The organism is Streptomyces sp. NPDC058619 (genome assembly GCF_042717785.1).
Lineage (GTDB): Bacteria > Actinomycetota > Actinomycetes > Streptomycetales > Streptomycetaceae > Streptomyces.
The window spans coordinates 1-17166 of sequence record NZ_JBHXQN010000071.1; the positions used below are offsets into that span (position 1 = coordinate 1).

At 70.0% G+C, this 17166-nt stretch carries 16 protein-coding genes; 7 read left to right on the top strand and 9 right to left on the bottom strand.

Going from position 1 to position 17166, the window contains the following annotated elements:
• Positions 1-18: 18 nt before the first annotated feature.
• Together ACFWTC_RS34740 and ACFWTC_RS34745 are read left to right on the top strand one after the other, a co-directional pair.
• Positions 19-1389 carry a Helicase associated domain protein gene (locus tag ACFWTC_RS34740; RefSeq protein WP_384074947.1) on the top strand — a complete coding sequence of 457 codons (1371 nt, stop codon included), beginning with the start codon at positions 19-21 and terminating at the stop codon, positions 1387-1389.
• Positions 1390-1485: 96 nt separating this feature from the next.
• Positions 1486-2070 carry a hypothetical protein gene (locus tag ACFWTC_RS34745; protein WP_383933418.1) on the top strand — a complete coding sequence of 195 codons (585 nt, stop codon included), beginning with the start codon at positions 1486-1488 and terminating at the stop codon, positions 2068-2070.
• A 463-nt stretch (positions 2071-2533) separates the two neighbouring features.
• Here ACFWTC_RS34745 and ACFWTC_RS34750 read toward each other — a convergent pair whose 3' ends face one another.
• Positions 2534-3073: a hypothetical protein gene (locus ACFWTC_RS34750; protein WP_383933416.1), complete on the bottom strand. Its 540-nt coding sequence runs from the start codon at positions 3071-3073 to the stop codon at positions 2534-2536.
• A 701-nt stretch (positions 3074-3774) separates the two neighbouring features.
• On the opposite strand from ACFWTC_RS34750, the gene ACFWTC_RS34755 reads away from it, so the two are divergent.
• A complete protein-coding gene (locus ACFWTC_RS34755) occupies positions 3775-3990 on the top strand; it encodes a hypothetical protein (protein ID WP_384029917.1) in 216 nt (71 codons plus the stop codon).
• Positions 3991-4171: 181 nt separating this feature from the next.
• On the top strand, positions 4172-4561 hold the full coding sequence (locus tag ACFWTC_RS34760) for a hypothetical protein (protein WP_363028021.1): 390 nt from the start codon (positions 4172-4174) through the stop codon (positions 4559-4561).
• 1527 nt (positions 4562-6088) lie between these two features.
• Here the strand turns inward: ACFWTC_RS34760 and ACFWTC_RS34765 are convergent.
• From ACFWTC_RS34765 to ACFWTC_RS34795, 7 genes are all read right to left on the bottom strand, one after another.
• Entirely contained in the window at positions 6089-6421 is a 333-nt protein-coding gene (locus ACFWTC_RS34765) for an STAS domain-containing protein (protein WP_383929569.1), read from the bottom strand.
• Positions 6422-6514: 93 nt separating this feature from the next.
• Positions 6515-6934: an ATP-binding protein gene (locus tag ACFWTC_RS34770; protein WP_383929566.1), complete on the bottom strand. Its 420-nt coding sequence runs from the start codon at positions 6932-6934 to the stop codon at positions 6515-6517.
• A 113-nt stretch (positions 6935-7047) separates the two neighbouring features.
• Positions 7048-8250, bottom strand: coding sequence for a PP2C family protein-serine/threonine phosphatase (locus ACFWTC_RS34775; protein WP_383929563.1), 1203 nt, complete (start codon positions 8248-8250; stop codon positions 7048-7050).
• Between the two features lie 866 nt (positions 8251-9116).
• A complete protein-coding gene (locus ACFWTC_RS34780) occupies positions 9117-9683 on the bottom strand; it encodes a VanZ family protein (protein ID WP_383929560.1) in 567 nt (188 codons plus the stop codon).
• Positions 9684-10515: 832 nt separating this feature from the next.
• Positions 10516-11301 carry a YihY/virulence factor BrkB family protein gene (locus ACFWTC_RS34785; protein ID WP_383929557.1) on the bottom strand — a complete coding sequence of 262 codons (786 nt, stop codon included), beginning with the start codon at positions 11299-11301 and terminating at the stop codon, positions 10516-10518.
• Between the two features lie 568 nt (positions 11302-11869).
• Positions 11870-12073 (bottom strand): cold-shock protein, encoded by a 204-nt coding sequence (locus tag ACFWTC_RS34790; protein WP_383929555.1) that lies wholly within the window; start codon positions 12071-12073, stop codon positions 11870-11872.
• A 247-nt stretch (positions 12074-12320) separates the two neighbouring features.
• On the bottom strand, positions 12321-12659 hold the full coding sequence (locus ACFWTC_RS34795) for a MerR family transcriptional regulator (protein WP_383929552.1): 339 nt from the start codon (positions 12657-12659) through the stop codon (positions 12321-12323).
• A gap of 914 nt (positions 12660-13573) precedes the next feature.
• On the opposite strand from ACFWTC_RS34795, the gene ACFWTC_RS34800 reads away from it, so the two are divergent.
• From ACFWTC_RS34800 to ACFWTC_RS34810, 3 genes are all read left to right on the top strand, one after another.
• Positions 13574-13963: an ATP-binding protein gene (locus ACFWTC_RS34800; protein ID WP_383929549.1), complete on the top strand. Its 390-nt coding sequence runs from the start codon at positions 13574-13576 to the stop codon at positions 13961-13963.
• A gap of 146 nt (positions 13964-14109) precedes the next feature.
• Positions 14110-14265, top strand: a complete 156-nt coding sequence (locus ACFWTC_RS34805) for a hypothetical protein (protein WP_383929546.1) — start codon at positions 14110-14112, stop codon at positions 14263-14265.
• 323 nt (positions 14266-14588) lie between these two features.
• Complete coding sequence (locus ACFWTC_RS34810) at positions 14589-15839, top strand: PP2C family protein-serine/threonine phosphatase (RefSeq protein ID WP_384029915.1); 1251 nt, start codon at positions 14589-14591, stop codon at positions 15837-15839.
• 600 nt (positions 15840-16439) lie between these two features.
• Here the strand turns inward: ACFWTC_RS34810 and ACFWTC_RS34815 are convergent.
• On the bottom strand, positions 16440-17051 hold the full coding sequence (locus tag ACFWTC_RS34815; protein ID WP_383929540.1) for a hypothetical protein: 612 nt from the start codon (positions 17049-17051) through the stop codon (positions 16440-16442).
• Positions 17052-17166 lie beyond the last annotated feature (115 nt).

Consider the following 17166-nt stretch of genomic DNA (forward strand, 5'->3'; position numbering starts at 1 on the left):
TTTTTAACACTAAACCGGGTGTCCACCCGTGGCTTCCGGGGGGTCGGGCGCCCCCCGGGGGGGGGGTGTCCGACCGGCTGGTGCACGGGGGCCGCCCCCCCCCCCCCCCCCCCCCGCGACCCCGCACTGATCGCGAAGTGGATCAAGTACAGGGTCATCAGCACCGAGCGGCAGGACTGGCGTCGGGGTGTCGAGGCCGCGTACCGCTACAGGCGGCGCGAGGAGCACCTGGACGTGCCATACGAGCACGTCGAACCGCAAGGCGCGTTCCCGCTGGGACGGTGGCTCTCCGACCAGCGCCGCGCGTACCGGGCCGGGCAGATGACCGGGGAGCACGCGGCCGAGCTGGAAGAGCTGGGGATCGTGTGGGACACCGCCGACGCCGCCTTCGCCGAGAACCTCGCCGCCGCGCGCGCCTACTACGAGCTCCACGGAACCCTGGCCGCCCCGCGGCACGCAACCGCCCTGGACAAGGCCGTGGGGCAGTGGCTGACGAACATCCGGCGCCCCGGCGGGCTCGGGAAGGACCAGAGCCGCGCCCGCCGGCGGGCGCAGGAGCTCGCGGACGTCGACCCCGACTGGAACCCGCGAGAGACCGGGTGGACGGTCGACTGGCAGCGGCACTACGCCTACCTCGCCCAGCTCCTCGCCGCCGGCGCCCGCCTCGACGACGTCGTACCCGGGGTCACCCGGCACGGCGAAGACGTCGGACGCTGGCTCAGTACCCAACGGAAGGGCTGGGAGCGGCTGAACGGCGAGCAGCAGCGCCGGCTCGGCGAGCTGGGCGTGAAGCCGCAGAAGGCCGTACGGGCCCGTAAGACGCCCGCGAAGACTGCCGCGGCGTCCGGACCGGGCACGGGCAGCGGGGCGTTCCAGAAGGGCTTGGAGGCTCTGGCGCAGTACATCGAGCGGGAAGGCCGCCTGCCGGGGCGCGGCGTCGTCCAGGTCCTGCCCGACGGAACCGAACACCGCACCGGAACCTGCATCGGAAACCAGAAGGCCGCCGCGACAAGCTCGACCCCGGACAGCGCGCAGCCCTCGCCCAACTCGGCATCCACTGGGCCAGCTGATCCAAGCTCCTGGCCACGTAAGTCGACCTACGTGGCCAGGCCGCCGAGCGCGGCCCTACAGGCGCGACATGCCGCCTACACACGAAACGACACGCACCTGCACCGGGTGAACGTCACACCTTCCTCAACCAGCCCCGCTCGACACCCGGCAACCAGTGGGAACCCTGTCGCTGGCCAAGGAAAGTTCCGTGGCGCCTATCAGCCGGCGGGCTGTCGTTCGAGGGATTGCAGCGCCGGGCCGCTGCCCGTACCCCCACCGCCCCGGCGCTGGCTGCCCGCCTACTTTGTGGCCTTCGACGTCCGTCGTCCGCCGCGCTGACACGCTGACCGTGGTCTGAGTCACGGACCGGTAACACCTGCTGTTCGTAGCCCCGGTACGGCGCATGATGCTCCCTCACAGACACCTGGGGGGCCCATGCACGTCCGCACCGCCATCACCACCGGAGCCGCCGCAGCGCTCCTCCTCGCCATCACCGGCTGTAGCAACGACGCCGGCACCCCGGCAGCGCCCAGCGCATCGGCGGCACCCGCAAGCAGCACGGCCTCGATGCCGTCGCCGTCTCCCACCCCGGAGACGCGGCGCGCATTCGGAGCGCCCCTCAGCACCACCAACAGCGAGAAACATTCGGCGGCCAGCGTTACCGTCCTCGGCTACGAGCAGGGCATCAAGGCGCACAGGACAGCCGACGAGGAGTTCGGCACCAGCGGCTACGTCTGGGCCGCCATCGAACTCAAGGTGTGCAGCACCAAGGGCACCGTCGGCGTTACCCGCAACCCCTGGGCGCTCGCCTACACCGACGGCGCCCGCATCGAACCGAGCTCTGTCACCTACGACGACTTCCCCAGACCGGAGTACCCCTGGGAGGCCGACATCAGGAACGGCGACTGCCTCCGCGGTAAGACCGTGTTCGCCGTCCCCGGGAAGCAGCGGCCCGCGCGCGTCCTCTACACCAGCAGCGTCCTGCCCGAGCCCGCCGAATGGGCCGTGCCGCCCCAGTAGCCGAGGAGGCGCCCGTGGCCGGCAACCCCCGCAACGGGCGCCCCTTGTGAACAGGCACGCCCATGGCAGCCAGCCATCCTCGCGATAGGCGCCTGGCGGCAGCAGCTTGGTCACCTCGTGACAGCCATGATCGCTATCGCTGCGCAGCATCAGCAGGGACAGCCCTCCCCTCCTTGCTGACGCCCATCCGGTGCCACCGCCGCACCCGTTCACATAGGCCTAGTACCCCCCGCTGCCAGGCCTAGTGTCGTCTGCCATGAGAACGTCAGTCGTTCTTGCCCTGGGAGGTGTCAGTGGCGCTACGGGTGAAGGCGGAGCGTCCCCGGGCTACGCGCGGGAAGAGATGACAGCTTCCGTGCGGACCCGCTCTTCGAACAGGCCGCTCTGCGGTCGGATCGCGGTCAGTGCTTGGCGAAGGTCACGTTCAAAGGCGGGAAGAAACCTGGCCCTCCGGGACGCGGTCCTAGTAACAGCTGATGCGCGAACCGTCGGGCGCCGCCTCGGCGGACCACGAGAACCAGGTACGGGCGTCCACGCCGAGCAGGGCCCCCGGGTCCGGCTCCACCCCGTAGATCTTGCGGAGCATTTCGGGTGAGTCGAAGGCGAGGGTGATGCTTGGCCGGTCCGCGGATTCGAAGCAGAAGACAGCGATCCGGCCGTCGCGCCCCATGTCCAGGTCGCGCACCGGACGCCATCCCGCCGCCGGCGCTTCCCGGCCGTAGTACTCCAGAACTTCTTCCCTGGTCCCGCCGTACGCGTACAGCCGCTGCGCGGAGAGCCAGGCGCCCGCGGTGTCGTCGACACAGGAGGACCCGGCCCAGGGACCGCCGCCGACGGACACGGCCCCCTCCGGACGCAGCGCCAGCGCGGGCAGCTCGTCGAGCTCGGCCACGGCCGGCTCGGTTCCCTCGCAGGTCTCGAACGGGGGGAGGAGGGAACATCCGCTCAGGCTGGTCCCGACGAGCAGGACCGCCAACAGCACCCGCACGGCGCGCATGTTCATGGCGAAATTATGACCCCTGCCCGAAAGGCGGAGTCGCCCCCCTCACGCTCGCTAGCACCCCGATCCTCCCGCCACCAGTCGTCACCCGCGGCGACATCATCGACCGCTGCCACGACAACGTCCCGTGCAGCCTGCCGATGCATCGCCGGACTCATCGACGCAGGACTCCTCACCGTCACCACCGACGGCGACACCGTCCTGGCCCCCGACGTCGAGTACAGCCTCCGCGCCTACGACACCGACGACGTCAATCCCTACTGACAGACCCCATGGCGAAACCACTGACCTTGTCATTTATCCAGTCGGCGGGGCTTGGTGCCCTTCTTGTGATGGGCGGGTCTGGTGTACGCCTCGCCGGTTGCGAGGACCCGTCCCACGTCGTGACGGGTTGCCGAACGGCTGATTCTTGACCGAGTGGGCGGCCGGGGCCAGGTCGGGAGGGTTTGGGCGCACGCGCTGGCGTCGGGGTCTGAGCGTGGAGGTTTCTGAACCCGGTTCAGGCGGGGGTCGTGGTCACCCGCGCAGTGTGCCGCCCGGCCTCGGCGGTCCGGGCCGGTTCACCGGCGGTAGCAGTGGCTTAACCGCTCTGTTCTGGTGAGCTGAAACAACCAGCCTGGCCCTGCTGGCCAGGGCCAGAGCACTATCACCGCTGATAGCGGCCTGGCCCTACCCGCAGGGCCGGACCTGGGAGACTAGGGATCATGACCGACCGTCGACCGCTCTCGCTGCCCGCCTTCTCCGAGCCCGCTTCCGGCGCTCCCGTACCCGCCCGGGCGGGTGGGCGCCGGCTGATGCCGGTCGAGCAGGGCGCCGACTTCGGCCAGCCGCCCGGCGAGCCCGAGCCCGCACCCGCCCCGGCCCGACGTCCGCTCGCCCCCGGCGGCCTCACCTTCTCAGACCCGGACCGCTGTATCTGAGCGCTACCACCACGGGTTGCGCCACGTCCAGGACCAGCTCACCACCTAGCCCCACCGCCCGATGTGCCAGCGCCTCCACCTGGACAGTGGTCGTAGCCGGCCCGGCTCCCGCCTCGGATACCGTGTTCCTCTACGGGGTGCCATAACGGATGTGACGCCCCCCACCGGAGGTAGTCAGCGTATGAGTTCAAAGCGCAGCAAGAATCCAGCTCTGCCCGTACTTGACGACGCATTCCGACTCGCCTCGGTCAAGGACGCCGAAGAGTCCACCCGTGACTTGGCCGCGCGGCTGGCCACCACCGAGCTGCGCCGCGTTTCCCACCCGGGCCGGATCACCTGGGAGCCCACCGATCAGGCCGAGCCCGTACCGGTCCCGCCGACTGTGGTCGACGGTGACGGGGACCTGTGGCTGCGGGACCGGGGCACTGGCACCTGGACCATGCCCGAGTTCAACCCGAAGGAGTTCCCGGCTCGCTGTGGCGAGGTTCTGACGTGGAACCAGCTTGCCCGCGAGTTCGGCCCGCTGACCGCACTGGCCGACGACCGCCGCATTGGCGGCGGCCGGCGCTGACCGCGCAGCCTTCTGGGATGACCGCGCCCCTGAAGCGCCCGTTACGGGTAGCTGGGAGCTCCAGCTCACCGCCGAGCTCGACGATGGCGGCGAGCAGGTGAGCGTGGTGGTGGCGTGCGACGGCCTCGAGCAGCGTGGTGCGGGCCTGGCGCCACCCGATGTCCTCGGTGCGGCCGGCGTCGGTGGACCAGCCGGGTAGCGGTCGGCCTTCAGTTGCCGTGGTGAGCGCGCGGCCCAGCTCGCCGATCGACTGCTGCCAGTCGGCCAACTGCCCGAGCAGGCCGCGCACCAGCTCGTCGACGGCGGCCGCCGGGCCGGCGCCGAAGGCCCGCGCTTCGGCGGCGGCCTCGGCGAGGACGTCTTCGTCCAGGTCCTCGAGGGCCTCACGCCACGGAGCGGCCGCAGCGTCGAAAGCGGCCAGGGCGATCTCGCTCGGCAGGGGCTGGACGTCCTCGCCGGCGCCGTGGTGAACACCGTCCACATCGGTGTCGCGACGCGCCAGTCCACCACTGCCTGTTCATCGACGACACCGCCGCCAACGTCACCGCCGCCCGCGAAGTGGGGATGACTGCCCTTCACTACCGAGGGCCCGAAGAATCTCCGCGGGCCGGCCGCGCGGCAGCACCGGGAGCAGGGGCCGGAGCGGGGGCGATGGTCGCCGCCGGGGCGGGCGCGGCCGCGGGAGCGCGGCGGGGCGCAGGGCGGCCGGAGTCGGACTACGGCGCCCGCAGGCGGGCCGGGGGGCGCCTGCGGTGCACTCGTTTGCCGCCTACCGGCGCCCCCGCCGCGGGCTGGCGGCCGCGACGAGCCGGTACATGATGCGTACGAAACGCGCAACGCGCGCGGTCGTCGGGGCAGCCCCTCCCCTGCCGGCCTGACCGGCCACGCACCCGCCCTCCCCGCCCCCCGGCCGGGGGGGGAACGGTCCCGGCCCGCAACAGCAGGCCGCACCGCCGCCGACCGGCTCCCGAGGCCCCCGCCGCCGCACCCTCGGCAACCGTCGCGCGCCCGACGCGGAGTGAGCAGCCGTCACACCCCCCGCACACGCAACCCGAGGCCACACACGCCCCGCTGAACACCGGCCAGACACCTGCCCGCCCCAGCGGCCCGGACGCCCCCCGGCGCAGGGCGCCGCGGGGCGGGGCAACCGGGGCGGAGTAACCCCAAGAGCGGGCGGGGCCCGCCCCGGGCGGGCCCGCCAGCCCGCCCGGGAGGCAACCGGCCCCTCCCCCCGCACCCGCGACGCAACCACCCAACCCGCTGAACCGTACATCTCGCGCACACACGGCGTACTAGATGCGTACGGATGAGCATTCCCTCTACGGGCGGCAAGCGCGACCACGGGTAAACAGCCGCCGCACCGGGCCCCAGGTAACCCGGGGCCACACGTGCCTCTCTGAGTAACCATCAGGCAATGGCCGGGCTCGTCTTGCTGCTGGTGCCAGAACACGGTGACCCGATGTCCGCGGGCGTAGGTCCGTCGCGATGCGGCTCGGCCGTGGAGAGGCCACCCGGGGCGCGCTCCTGCTACTCGGCGGCCTTGTCGGCGGTAGCGTCTTCGACGGTGAGTACCTGGTCGGTGCCGGTCACGGTCAGGAGGCGGGCGAGCTGGCGCGGCAGGGGGCCGGTCAGGCGCAGATCGCATGCGTGATGGAAAGTGAGGAGCAGGTTCAGGAAGGTGGAGTCGGCGAAGGTGACGTCGCGGACGTCCAGGACCAGCCGCTCGACGTCGGCCGCCGTGACGGCTGTATCGCACGCGGTTCGGAGCGGGTCGAGGGTGCTGTAGTCGAATGCGCCCGCGCAACGTACTACTCGCCGCCCGTCACGATCGGGCAGAACGGTCACCGTCGTCGGTTCCACAACGCCTCCTTGAACACACGTAGGGATCATGTCCCCAGCCTGCCCAGCCCGCGGCCGTCCACCGGCGGCGTTCCCGGCGCGGGGGAAGCGGGATCAGCTCAGGCGCAGGACGGCTTCGATGGTCTCGCCTCCGGGGTGGGGGGTGATGTCGATGTGTTCGGCGAGCCGCTGGATGAGCGGCCATCCGTATCCGCCGGGCCGGGCGGGGTCGCCCCGGTGGGAGGACGGTGGGCGCGTACTGGCGTCGCCGACCGACACGTGTAGGGCGTCGCCGGTGATGGAGGTGCGGAAGAGGGTGATGCCGCCGCCGTGGCGGATCGCGTTGGTGACGAGCTCCGTGGTGACGATGAGGGCGTCCGCAGCGGTGACGCTGTCGTGGTGGATACCCGCGCGTTCCAGGAGCTCGCTGACGTTGCGGCGGGCAGCGGCGGCGGACGTGGTGACGGCCGGCTGTTCGCCACCCCGAGGGCGGTCCGGGCCGGGCGTGCCGTCGGCTGCCGGAGGCGTGCTCATACCGTGATCGCCTGCCCTCGGTCGCGGGAGTCGTGCCGCCCCGGCCCGTTCGGCCGCGGTGTGGTGATCAGGATGCCATTGCGGCGCCCGGGCATCCTGCGGCAGGCCTCGCCTCAGACGTCTCGGGCCTTCGGGGAGGTCTCGGTGTGGGGGCCGTGCCAGTCCAGACACAGTACGGTCGCGTCGTCTCTCGGCGGCTGGCCGTCGTAAACGTCGCTGACCGCGCCGACCAAAGCGCGCACGACCTCCCGCGGGTGCTCGTCGGCCGTCTTACGGAGAAGGCCAGGCAGGTCGACGGCTTCGGCCTCCCGTTCCTGCATGCCGTCGGTGTGGAGCAGAAGCCGATCACCAGGTTGCAGGTCGAGGTCCTGGACCTGGTAGATCCCCGGGTGGTGGCCGAACCCGAAGGGCATGTTCACAGCCAGGTCGATTTCGGTGACCGTGCCGTCGCGCAGGAGGAACGGCCGGGGGTGGCCGGCGTTGACGAGCTGGGCGCCGCTTCCGTCGAGGGCGATGCGCAGGAGCTGGCCGGTGGCGAACGTGCGGTGGCCGTGGTCGAGGAGGACCTGGTGAGTCTGGCGGGCCTGTTCGGCGAGGTCCTCCCCGGCGCGGCGGGCGCCGCGGGAGGCGTTGACCAGAAGGGTGGCCATCAAGGAGGCGTGGACGTCGTGGCCCATGGCGTCGGTGATCGACAGGTGCAGGGTGTCATTGTCGAGGCTGTAGTCGTAGGTGTCACCGGCGATGGTGGCGGCCGGGACCAGAGCGCCGGCCAGGGTGAACTGCGGGGCTTCGCAGGCAGCGGCGGAGGGCAGGAGCTGACGCTGGATCTCCGCGGCGACGCTGACCGTGGTGGTGCGGTTGCCCCAGTGGTAGAGGTCGGTGAACCGGCGGTCGGTGACGATGATGTACGCCAGCGCGTGCGCGGCCTCCTCCACCTGCGCCAGGACGCCGTCCGTGACGTCGGTGAGGAACAGCTCCAGGACGCCGATGGTGTCGCCGCGGTTCGTCACCGGGGCCAGGACCCGCTGCCCGTGATCGCCCTCCGGTGCCCGCACCAGCTGCTGGGTGCGCAGGACCTCGTCGTAGATGCTGCTGTCGACGAGGGGGATCCGCTCTGCGCGGTCTTCCGGATGCGTGCCCTCCGTGTCGTGGACGCGCAGCATGCGCCGGCCCACGATGTCGACGAACAGGAACGACACGTACCGGGCTCCGAACCGGTCGCGCAGGTTGCGTGCGACGACTTCGAGGGAGTCCACGGGCGCGGCAGTCTCCGCCGCGGCCAGTACCTCGGCCAGCCCGATCCGGTCAAACGCCACGTCGGCCTCCACAGGTCTTGGACTACAAGACGATACGTGGCCTACCGAGGTACCGATCGCGTTTCTGCGATCCACCCGCCACATCGGGGCGCCGCGGTCCCGGCCGCCGAGGTTGCCGCACGCTGGCCCGTCGCGGTCAACCTATCGCCACGGATGGCACGGTGGTGGAGAAGGGCTACCTGGGGTCGATGAAGGTCCTCGGGGAGGGCGTCGACACCGAAGAACTGCGGCTCTGTGTACCGGGCCGACGTGCGCGGCTCCATGCCCGATGTCGTCCAGGCGGTGGGGCGTGCGCTGCGGATGCAGCCCGGCGAGGGCAAGGTGGCCTCGCTGGTGGTGCCGATCCTGCTCGGGCCCGGCGAGACGGCGGACAACATGCTCACGTCCCGGGCGTACGGCGGTCTGGCGAAGCCCCTCGAAGCGCTCCGGGCCCACGACGCACGGACCGTGGAACCCTCGCGGAACAGCAGGCCCCGAGCCGGTACAAGCCCGTCGGCGAGGACGCCGGCGGCAAAAGCGGACCGACCGGCAGCGGCTCCGGGGACGTCAGCGGCCCCGCCGAGGCCCTGCTGAAGTCTGCGCCCTGCTGATCCTGAGTTCGGCTTGCCCGCACTCACCCCACCCGCCGCTATACCCAGACGGTATCCACATCCGCGCCCGGCGCGCGTCCCGTACCCGCTGTGCCAGGACCACTGCGGCTCGCCGTGCTTCACCAATCGACCGCCCGCACTTGCTCGGTCCGTCGTACCGCATCCGCCGGCCAACCGCCTCCATGGCCCGATCCTCGCCCGGCTCGCTCCTCGACGCCATAACTCCAAGGTGGGCCCGGCGAGGGGCGGCGGAACAGGGGGCGCGGCGCGGCGTACCTATGCCGGGTCTTCGGCAGTCACCTGGCGTTGGGTGAACCGGTGCCACCAGTGGTGGCGCCGGGGATGCACTGCGCGACCCAGCCGGCGGCCGATCAGCAGGTAACCAATGAGGGCACCCGTGGTGTTGAGCAGAACATCATCGACGTCGAAGGCGCGCCCGGTAATGAGGGCGCCTTGGACGAGTTCGACGAGGATCATCACGACAGCGGTGGCCGCCGCTACGCGGACCAGTCCTCGCGTTCGGGGTACCAGTACCGGCAGCAGCACACCGAACGGTATCCCCATCACGATATTGCCGCCGAGCTGCTTGACTGTGTCAGGGGCCATGGGCTCAACGAGATAAGCACGGATGGAGTCACCAGGGCGCAGGTTAGTGTGCGTCAACGGCACGGATGCTGCCGAGGATTCCAGAGTCAGCCGGGCCAGAACCACCGCAAATACGACCGTCCCCGCGAACGCCAGCATCATGGCCAGCACCCGGCCGAGCGTAGACAGGGGAGGTTCTCCGGGAACCCGCTCCCCAGAATTCTTCGCGTTCTTGTTACGCAGGGCTATCCGCGCCATTACGAGCTCCCAGCCAGGGGTAGTTTGCTTGGACGTTCCGATACCCGAGCTGTGGAGCGGCGCGCTTCGCGGCGGTTCACGCAGGGACCGTACGTGTCCGTACAGGTCGGCTCGCCCTGGATACGGTGGGCGAGCATGCGGCGCAACGGTGCGTCGTCGGGTACCTCAGCGACCGTGGCGGACATTGACCACCGACGGATCAGTTTGATTGTGTCATGGCCGGGTTCGCCAGCGCGACGCCCGGGTGGTTTTGGTCTTTGCTGTTGGCGACCTCAGCCGGCGGCCCAGCCAGTGGAGACGGGACCACGACCGGCTCGTGCACGCGTCAGGATGGCGCAAGGCCGCTGCCGCCTTCGACGAGCCTCAACTGGGCCCCGTGTGACGCTGGGGGGCGCGGTCCACGGCATCGAGACCGAACTGGTCGGCGAACTCCGGCCTGGGCAAGGACCCGGAGCGCGCGGTGACCCTGGCGGAGCAGCTGGAGGCGGTCGCTCTGTGGAGCCAACAGCCGAGAACGCTGAGGCTGACCGGAGAGGCTTCCCCCTCATACTTTCGGCCGACAGCCCAGAACAACTACGCCTCAGGCTCCACCCCGATAAGCAGGACAGCATCCGAATCTCGCTCAAGGTCGAGTAGGTGGCCCGACGGAGAGTACGGCAGCGTGACACTCGACAACAGCAACGACCGCAACAGCTGCCACAACGGACCTGGCTACCCCATAGCCTGAAGCGAGCAACAGGGTCGGCACTCTCCAGTCGGCCCCGTTGATGCCCCTTGGCCGGACCGCCCAGCCATCGGGTTTCCCGGGGGCGTGAGAGAGGCGCAGGTTCTGTCAGCGGTGGATCTTGGCTAGTTCGGCGTTGAACTGGGCCCCGATGAGCAGGGCGAGGTTGGACAGCCAGACCCACACCAGGAAGACGACGATCCCGGCGAGGGAGCCGTACAGCCGATTGTAGTTGCCGACCTGCGAGGCATAGAGAGCGAAGCCGGCGGAGGCGGCGAGCCACAGGGTTATGGCCAGAGCGTCTCCCAGAAGTCTTTGCCGCACGCCGCGCGTCTGGGCCGGGCCCGAGCGGAACAACACCAGCACCAGGACGGCGACCAGGCCCAGCAGGAGTGGCCACTTCACTACGTTCCATGCGGTGCCCGCCATGATGCTGTCCATGCCCACGAGCCGGCCGAGGGCGGGGGCCGCTTCGGCGGTCAGGATGAGCACCAGGGCGCTGGTGACCAGGAGTGCCAGCAATACCAGAGCGGTGATCACCAGTCGTGGTGCGGTCCTCCATGCGGGGCGGAGGTCCTCGATGCCGTGCATGGCGTGCAGGGCTCGGCGGAAGACCCCCAGGTAGCTGGAGGAGGACCACAGAGCTCCGATCGTGCCGAAGACCGCCAGTAGCCAGGCAGCTGTGCGCTGGTCGGCCATGCTCCTGAGCGTGCTGTGCATTACCGGGCGTGACTCGGCCGGGACAACAGCGATCACATTGCTGATGAGGTTCTCTGTGGCCGAGGGGCCGGCGATCCCGATCAGCGAGACCGTGACCAGGAGGGTGGGGAAAAGCGCGAGCACCGCGTAATAAGTGAGCGCGGCGGCGCAGTCCGTCAGATTGTCGTTCCACACCGATGCCGGTGTCCGCCGCAGCGCGGTGCCGATGTCATGCCGGCCGGGCAGGTTGCGCGCATACGTCGTGGCGGCAGGCGGTGTGCAGGAGGCGGTGCTCCAGAGATGGCCGATGAGGTGCAGCCGGCACCGTCCGGCTCCAGCACAGGTGTCGGCGAATTGCTCACCGCGCTGCCCTCCAGTCGTACCCAAGGTCCACCGCTCTTGTATCTAGGTTCTCCAATGCGCCGCTGACCAACGTTACGGGCACTGGGGCACCGTGAGCCGCATCGCGCTCTCGTGCAGGCCTGGCAGGGGATACCGGACACGGCGCTTGTGCATCGTCGGCGCGCGGTGCGCACTGAGGTGCGGACGATGTCGCGCATCTGTCAGCATTCCGCGCGGAGGCGGCGGGCCTCACGCTCGGCGTCGCTGTACCCGGGTCAGGGTGTGTCACCGGACCAGTCCCAGCGGTTCCGCTCGCCCGGGTGCGGCCGAGCGGTGCCGGGTTGTCCAGTCGCCCGCTACCGGCCTACCGGCCGGCTGGGATGCCGAGCCGGGCGGTGCCGTCCGGCTGCTCGGGGGAGGGTTAGGCCGGGGTGATGTTCTCGGCCTGGGGGCCCTTCTGGCCCTGGGTGACGTCGAACGTCACGACCTGGCCCTCCTGGAGCTCGCGGAAGCCCGAGGAGTTGATCGCCGAGTAGTGGGCGAAGACGTCCGGGCCGCCGCCGTCCTGGGCGATGAACCCGAAGCCCTTCTCAGCGTTGAACCACTTCACAGTTCCCGCAGCCATATCCACGCCTTCCAGTCGATGAACGCCTCCCGCAACATGTGGGAGGCGGAGGTGATCGCCCTGGTTCCTGCGGCACAGCACAGCAAACGCCCACACCGCGAAGGCGTGGGCAAGGGAACTTCCGAACCACGACAGCTGACGCAGACGCTACCCGCCCACACACCCTGCCACCAGAGAAAACGACCCGTACAACACCCTCGACAGGGGTGCACGGGACCCGCCGTTACGCGGCGGGCACTCCCCCGTGTCAGGCCGCGGCCGCCGGTCCCTGCGATCCGCCGGCACGCCGGTGCTCGGCGTTGACGCGCTGGGCTTCCTCGAGCTGGTCTTCCAGGATGACGATCCGGCAGGCGGCCTCGACGGGGGTGCCCTGGTCGACGAGTTCACGGGCCCGCGCGGCGATGCGCAGCTGGTAGCGGGAGTAGCGTCGGTGACCACCCGCTGAGCGGAGCGGGGTGATCAGGCGGGCTTCTCCGATGGCGCGGAGGAATGCCTGGGTGGTGCCGAGCATTTCTGCGGCCCGGCCCATGGTGTAGGCGGGGTAATCGTCGTCGTCGAGACGGCCGAAGGAGTCGTCTGCTGTCACTGCACCTCTCTCGCCGAGCGTACGGAGGGGCCCTGGCGCCTATGGCACCAGGGCCCCGAAGGAACTGCTACACCATCTGCCGACCCTGATACTGCGCCGGCCTCGTATTTCCGCCAACCCGGCCGAGATGCTGCCGGGAGTGCGGGGATCGCGGTTGCTTGACCGGAGACCACCTCACAAACGATGTCCTGCGGTACCCGGACTCAAGACTCCGCCCGGGCGATCCTGATGGCGCTTCGCTCCTCCGTTCATCCCTCGGTGATCAACTACTTACCTGCGGGGGGACTGCGTACTACTGGTACTGCACAACTGCGTGTCCTGCTCTGATAACACGAACTGCTTCGTGACCTGTCCAAGCGCCACTCTCCGACAGCCAGCCCCGTCGCCTGTCCTGCGTCTGCTCTGGCTTAGAACCCCACTGCCGAACCTCCCGATGCGTGCGCCCGCAATCGACGCCTTCACCGAGGTACCGCTTACTCACTTCACTGGCGGGTACTGCGAACTGCGGGTAATGCCACTGCGTTAACTGCGGTACTGCTCGTGGTGGCCCCTGATCACTGCGGGCCACCCGGCCCGGTCGCCAGTCCCGTCGCCGTCCTGCAACCACCCTGGCTTCGAGACTCCACCACCGCAGCGTCCTACACACTGCAACTACAGGTACTGCATGTACTGCTGCCCGGCAGTTCGTCTCTGCCAGACCCTGCGGTCTCTCTGGGCCACGAGAGAAACCATAACCACACCACAGCCCAATGTCTAATCCGGCCATCACAGATTTTCGCGGGTGCGACGGAGAGGATCGACTACGTGCAGCAGCGGAGTCCCGCTAGAGCGCAGACGGATCGCGGGGTTAATCCGCGCAGGCCTGGGCACAAGCGCACGCAGGCGCAGTAGATGATCAGAGACCAGGTGACCTGATGGACACGATGAGCGCCACCGTCGCACCCGTCCGCTGCGCGACATCCGTCGCCGGCGCACGCGAGAGCACCGGGCACTTCCTCCAAGACCTCCTACCAGCGGTCGCGGCCGAGGCCGCCGACACCGTGATCCTGGTCGTATCCGAGCTCGTCACCAACGCCCTGCGCCACGGCGGCGGCACCTGGACCCTGACCCTGACCGCGCACCCCGACAGCATCGAGGTCGCCGTGCACGACCGCAGCCCCCAGGCGCCGCGGATGCGCACCCCCGACCTGAACGACGGCACAGGAGGATTCGGCTGGCCCATGGTCAACCGCCTCGCCCACACCACCGCCGTCACCCACCACCCGGGCGGCGGCAAGACCGTCAGCGCCCTGCTGGCCCGGTAGCTCTGGGTGTGGCTCGGAGGTGACCCGCGAGGTGGACGATCCATTAGGGATGACGTGACGGCAGCGCGGGAATCCTCATCGGGCGCCGGGGCGGCGAGCCTGCCGGACCGGTCGACCTTGGTTGGGCCCCGGCCAGTCCGGCGGGCATGAATCCCCGCGCCCGCGAGACGATCGAGGACATCGTGCGGGCGGTCCGCAACGGCGGCGATGCGGCCATCCGTACCTTGCTGGCCGATCTGGCCGCGGTCGCGGACACCGCCGCCCTGCTCTGTCTGCGCGAACGGCTGTACGAGGCGCGCTGACTGCGATGAGCGTCGATCACCGCTGCCCGGGTCGATGAACCGGACCATTCGACGGGCGCCCCGCGGCACACGGTTCGCACGACCGGTCGTAGTCCCTGGCCGCACGTGGTCCGAGAGGGACGGGCCAGCCGGGCGGCCGGACCCCGAGAGCCTCATGGTGCAATGGAGCCTGTCCGGTGCCGCTTCGGCGCGGATCTTCGCCTATCGCGGGACGAAAGTCCCGGGCGGCATCGAACAGCAAGGGGTCCGCTGTGATCGCAGGAGAGCCGGACGGCGGGCGGGCCTCTCGTTCTGACGCGGGCGGAAGCCGCCAGGGTAAGGCGGTGACTCTGGCGAGGATACTGGAGGCGGCGGAGGCGGCGGCGCCCGTGGAGTCGCTCGACGTGGTCGCGCGCATGCTCAAGAAGCACCTTGAGGCGGCGTCGGTGTCGTTCCTGATCACCGACTTCACCGGCAGTTCGGTCGTACGGCTGGGAGTCGCGGACAGTGTCGAGACCGATGAGCCGCCCCAGCGGATCCCGCTGCGCGGCACCCTGTACGAGGACGTGATCCGCACCCAGCAGCCGCAGGTGCAGCGCACGGGCGAAGGTCGGCCCGTGCGGGTCGTCGCCCCGGTGACCAACCGCGGGGACGCCATCGGACTCCTCGAACTGTTCCTGCCCGCGGCTCCGGGCGCCGGGGTGATGCGGGAGATCGGCGAGACCGCGCACGCGCTCGCGTACATCGTCATCGCGAACCGGTCTCACAGCGACGTGTACCAGTGGAGCCGGCGCACCAAGCCGCTGATCCTGGCCGCGGAGATCCAGCACCGGCTCCTCCCGGCGTCACTGGCGTGTGAGGCGGCGCAGTTCGCGGTCGCCGGGGCCCTGGAACCCGCCGAACACGTCGGGGGCGACACCTTCGACTACGTCATCGACCGGGACACCGTCCAGCTCTCCGTGACCGATGCCATGGGCCACGACGTCGACGCCGCACTGCTCGCCACCCTGGTGGTGAGCGCCCTGCGACGGGCCCGGCGGGAAGGTGCCGACCTCGCCGAACAGGCCCGCCAAGCCGACCAGGCCATGCGCGACCACGGGCGCAGCGGCTTCGTCAGCGGCCAGCTGCTGCGCATCAGCCTGCTCGACGGCCAGACGGAATTCGTCAACGCCGGGCACCCCTGGCCCCTGCGGATGCGCGACGGGAAGGTCCAGGAGATCGTTCCGAAAGTCGACCGGCCGTTCGGTCTCAACGTCCGTACATCACAGGCCAACACCTACCGCATGCAGACGCTGGACCTTCGGCCAGGCGACCGGCTGATCATGCTGACCGACGGAATGCTGGAGCGCGGCGCCGAGAGCCTCGACCTGCCGGACCTCATCATCCGCACCCGCGCACTGCACCCCCGCGAAGCCGCCCGCACCCTCATCAAAGCGATCGTCGACGCCGGAGACGGTCACCTCCACGACGACGCGACCGTCATGTGCCTGGACTGGCACGGCATCCACAACTCCGAGCGAGACGCCAACAACGGCGCCGACCTCACCGACGCCTCACCACCCTCAACGACAGGACCACCCGCTCCCCGCCGATGACCCGGGCGGGCGAGGGCAGGAGGCACGGCACTCAACCGGGCCTATCCGGCTCGGGTCAACGTCTGCCTTTCCGCTCGGCGCATGCCGTCTCCTTGGTGGCGCGGCCACCCGACCGAGCGGGCCAGAACGCAGAGCACCGGCTTCTTTACAGTAATGGTCTTGATCGTCAGGTTCAGGTACCTCTTTGCCCAGGTCACAAGCTTGCCGACGGAGGCGGAGCCCGCCCAGCCGGTCGCGATCTCGGGGTGCATGAGGCGGAGGCGGAAGAGGAGAGGTGGACCGGCGGCTGTCGGTTTCGCTGGAGGGCCCCGTGCCCTGTGTTCAAGGCCGTGCCCGGATGGTCCGCGCCTCGTACGCACGGCTGGACCGGCTGATTGGTTCCGCGGCCGTCGCAGGGAAGGGCTGAGCCCCCGGGATCAGCGGGAGCGGGTGGCGTTTGCGTCGGCCACGACCGGAAAGCGCCCGGCTGAGAAATCTCAGCCGGGCGCTTGTCCGGGTCCCGCGCTCCGCAGACTGCCCGTCAGCGATTGCCAGTCACGGGGCCGATGTCGTAGACCGGTGCTTCCCGTCCTGCCGCGGCGATCCGCTCACCGGAGGAGTTCAACAGGGGAGAGTGGTCTTGCCGGCAGCGCCGGTTGTGCCGGTGGTGCCGTTCGCGAACATTGTTGCGGCGGTGCCGTTGCCGCCGGGCTTGCCCGGGCACACCGGACTGGCCGCGCCGCCGGCGCCGCCCGTACCGCCCGTGTAGCCGCCCCCGACCTTGGAGGCGCCACCGTTGCCGCCCTTGCCACCGGCGATACCGGCACCGGCATTGCCGACGCCGCCCACTCCGCCCTTGCCGCCCTTGCCACCGAGCGCGGCGTCACCGCCGAGGCCGCCGTTACCGCCGTTGCCGTTGGCGCCGCCGGCGCCGCCCGTGCCCCCGGCCCCGCCGACACTCGCGCTGCCGGTGGCGTTGCCGCCGTTGCCGCCATTGCCGCCGTTGCCGTTGGCACCCGCGGCGCCACCGGTGCCGCCGAGGCCGCCGAGGCCGCCGAGGATCCCGACGCCGTTGGCGCCGTTGCTGCCGGGGGCCCCGGCGGCGTTGTGAGTCCGGGCACTGCCCGTACCCGGCTGGGCGGAGGCGAGGGCGGGAGTGACGGTGAGGCCGACTACGGCGATCGTGGCGATCAGGAAGGTCCGGGCAGTGGCCGTGGCGCGCATGGAGCGCATGAGGTACTTCCTTCGGTTTGTGCAGGCGGAGAGATTTTCCGCCTGACAGTCCTCAACGTAGGGAAGTACGACGCCCTGCGCACTCTAAAGAATGATCAAATGTCTTTAAATAGGC

What these genes read in the sequence shown, in the direction of transcription:
- ACFWTC_RS34745 (WP_383933418.1), top strand. Translation starts at nt 1,486, where the DNA reads ATGCACGTCCGCACCGCCATCACCACCGGAGCCGCCGCAGCGCTCCTC.
- ACFWTC_RS34750 (WP_383933416.1), bottom strand. Translation starts at nt 3,073, where the DNA reads ATGAACATGCGCGCCGTGCGGGTGCTGTTGGCGGTCCTGCTCGTCGGG.
- ACFWTC_RS34755 (WP_384029917.1), top strand. Translation starts at nt 3,775, where the DNA reads ATGACCGACCGTCGACCGCTCTCGCTGCCCGCCTTCTCCGAGCCCGCT.
- ACFWTC_RS34760 (WP_363028021.1), top strand. Translation starts at nt 4,172, where the DNA reads ATGAGTTCAAAGCGCAGCAAGAATCCAGCTCTGCCCGTACTTGACGAC.
- ACFWTC_RS34770 (WP_383929566.1), bottom strand. Translation starts at nt 6,934, where the DNA reads ATGAGCACGCCTCCGGCAGCCGACGGCACGCCCGGCCCGGACCGCCCT.
- ACFWTC_RS34780 (WP_383929560.1), bottom strand. Translation starts at nt 9,683, where the DNA reads ATGGCGCGGATAGCCCTGCGTAACAAGAACGCGAAGAATTCTGGGGAG.
- ACFWTC_RS34790 (WP_383929555.1), bottom strand. Translation starts at nt 12,073, where the DNA reads ATGGCTGCGGGAACTGTGAAGTGGTTCAACGCTGAGAAGGGCTTCGGG.
- ACFWTC_RS34800 (WP_383929549.1), top strand. Translation starts at nt 13,574, where the DNA reads ATGGACACGATGAGCGCCACCGTCGCACCCGTCCGCTGCGCGACATCC.
- ACFWTC_RS34805 (WP_383929546.1), top strand. Translation starts at nt 14,110, where the DNA reads ATGAATCCCCGCGCCCGCGAGACGATCGAGGACATCGTGCGGGCGGTC.
- ACFWTC_RS34815 (WP_383929540.1), bottom strand. Translation starts at nt 17,051, where the DNA reads ATGCGCTCCATGCGCGCCACGGCCACTGCCCGGACCTTCCTGATCGCC.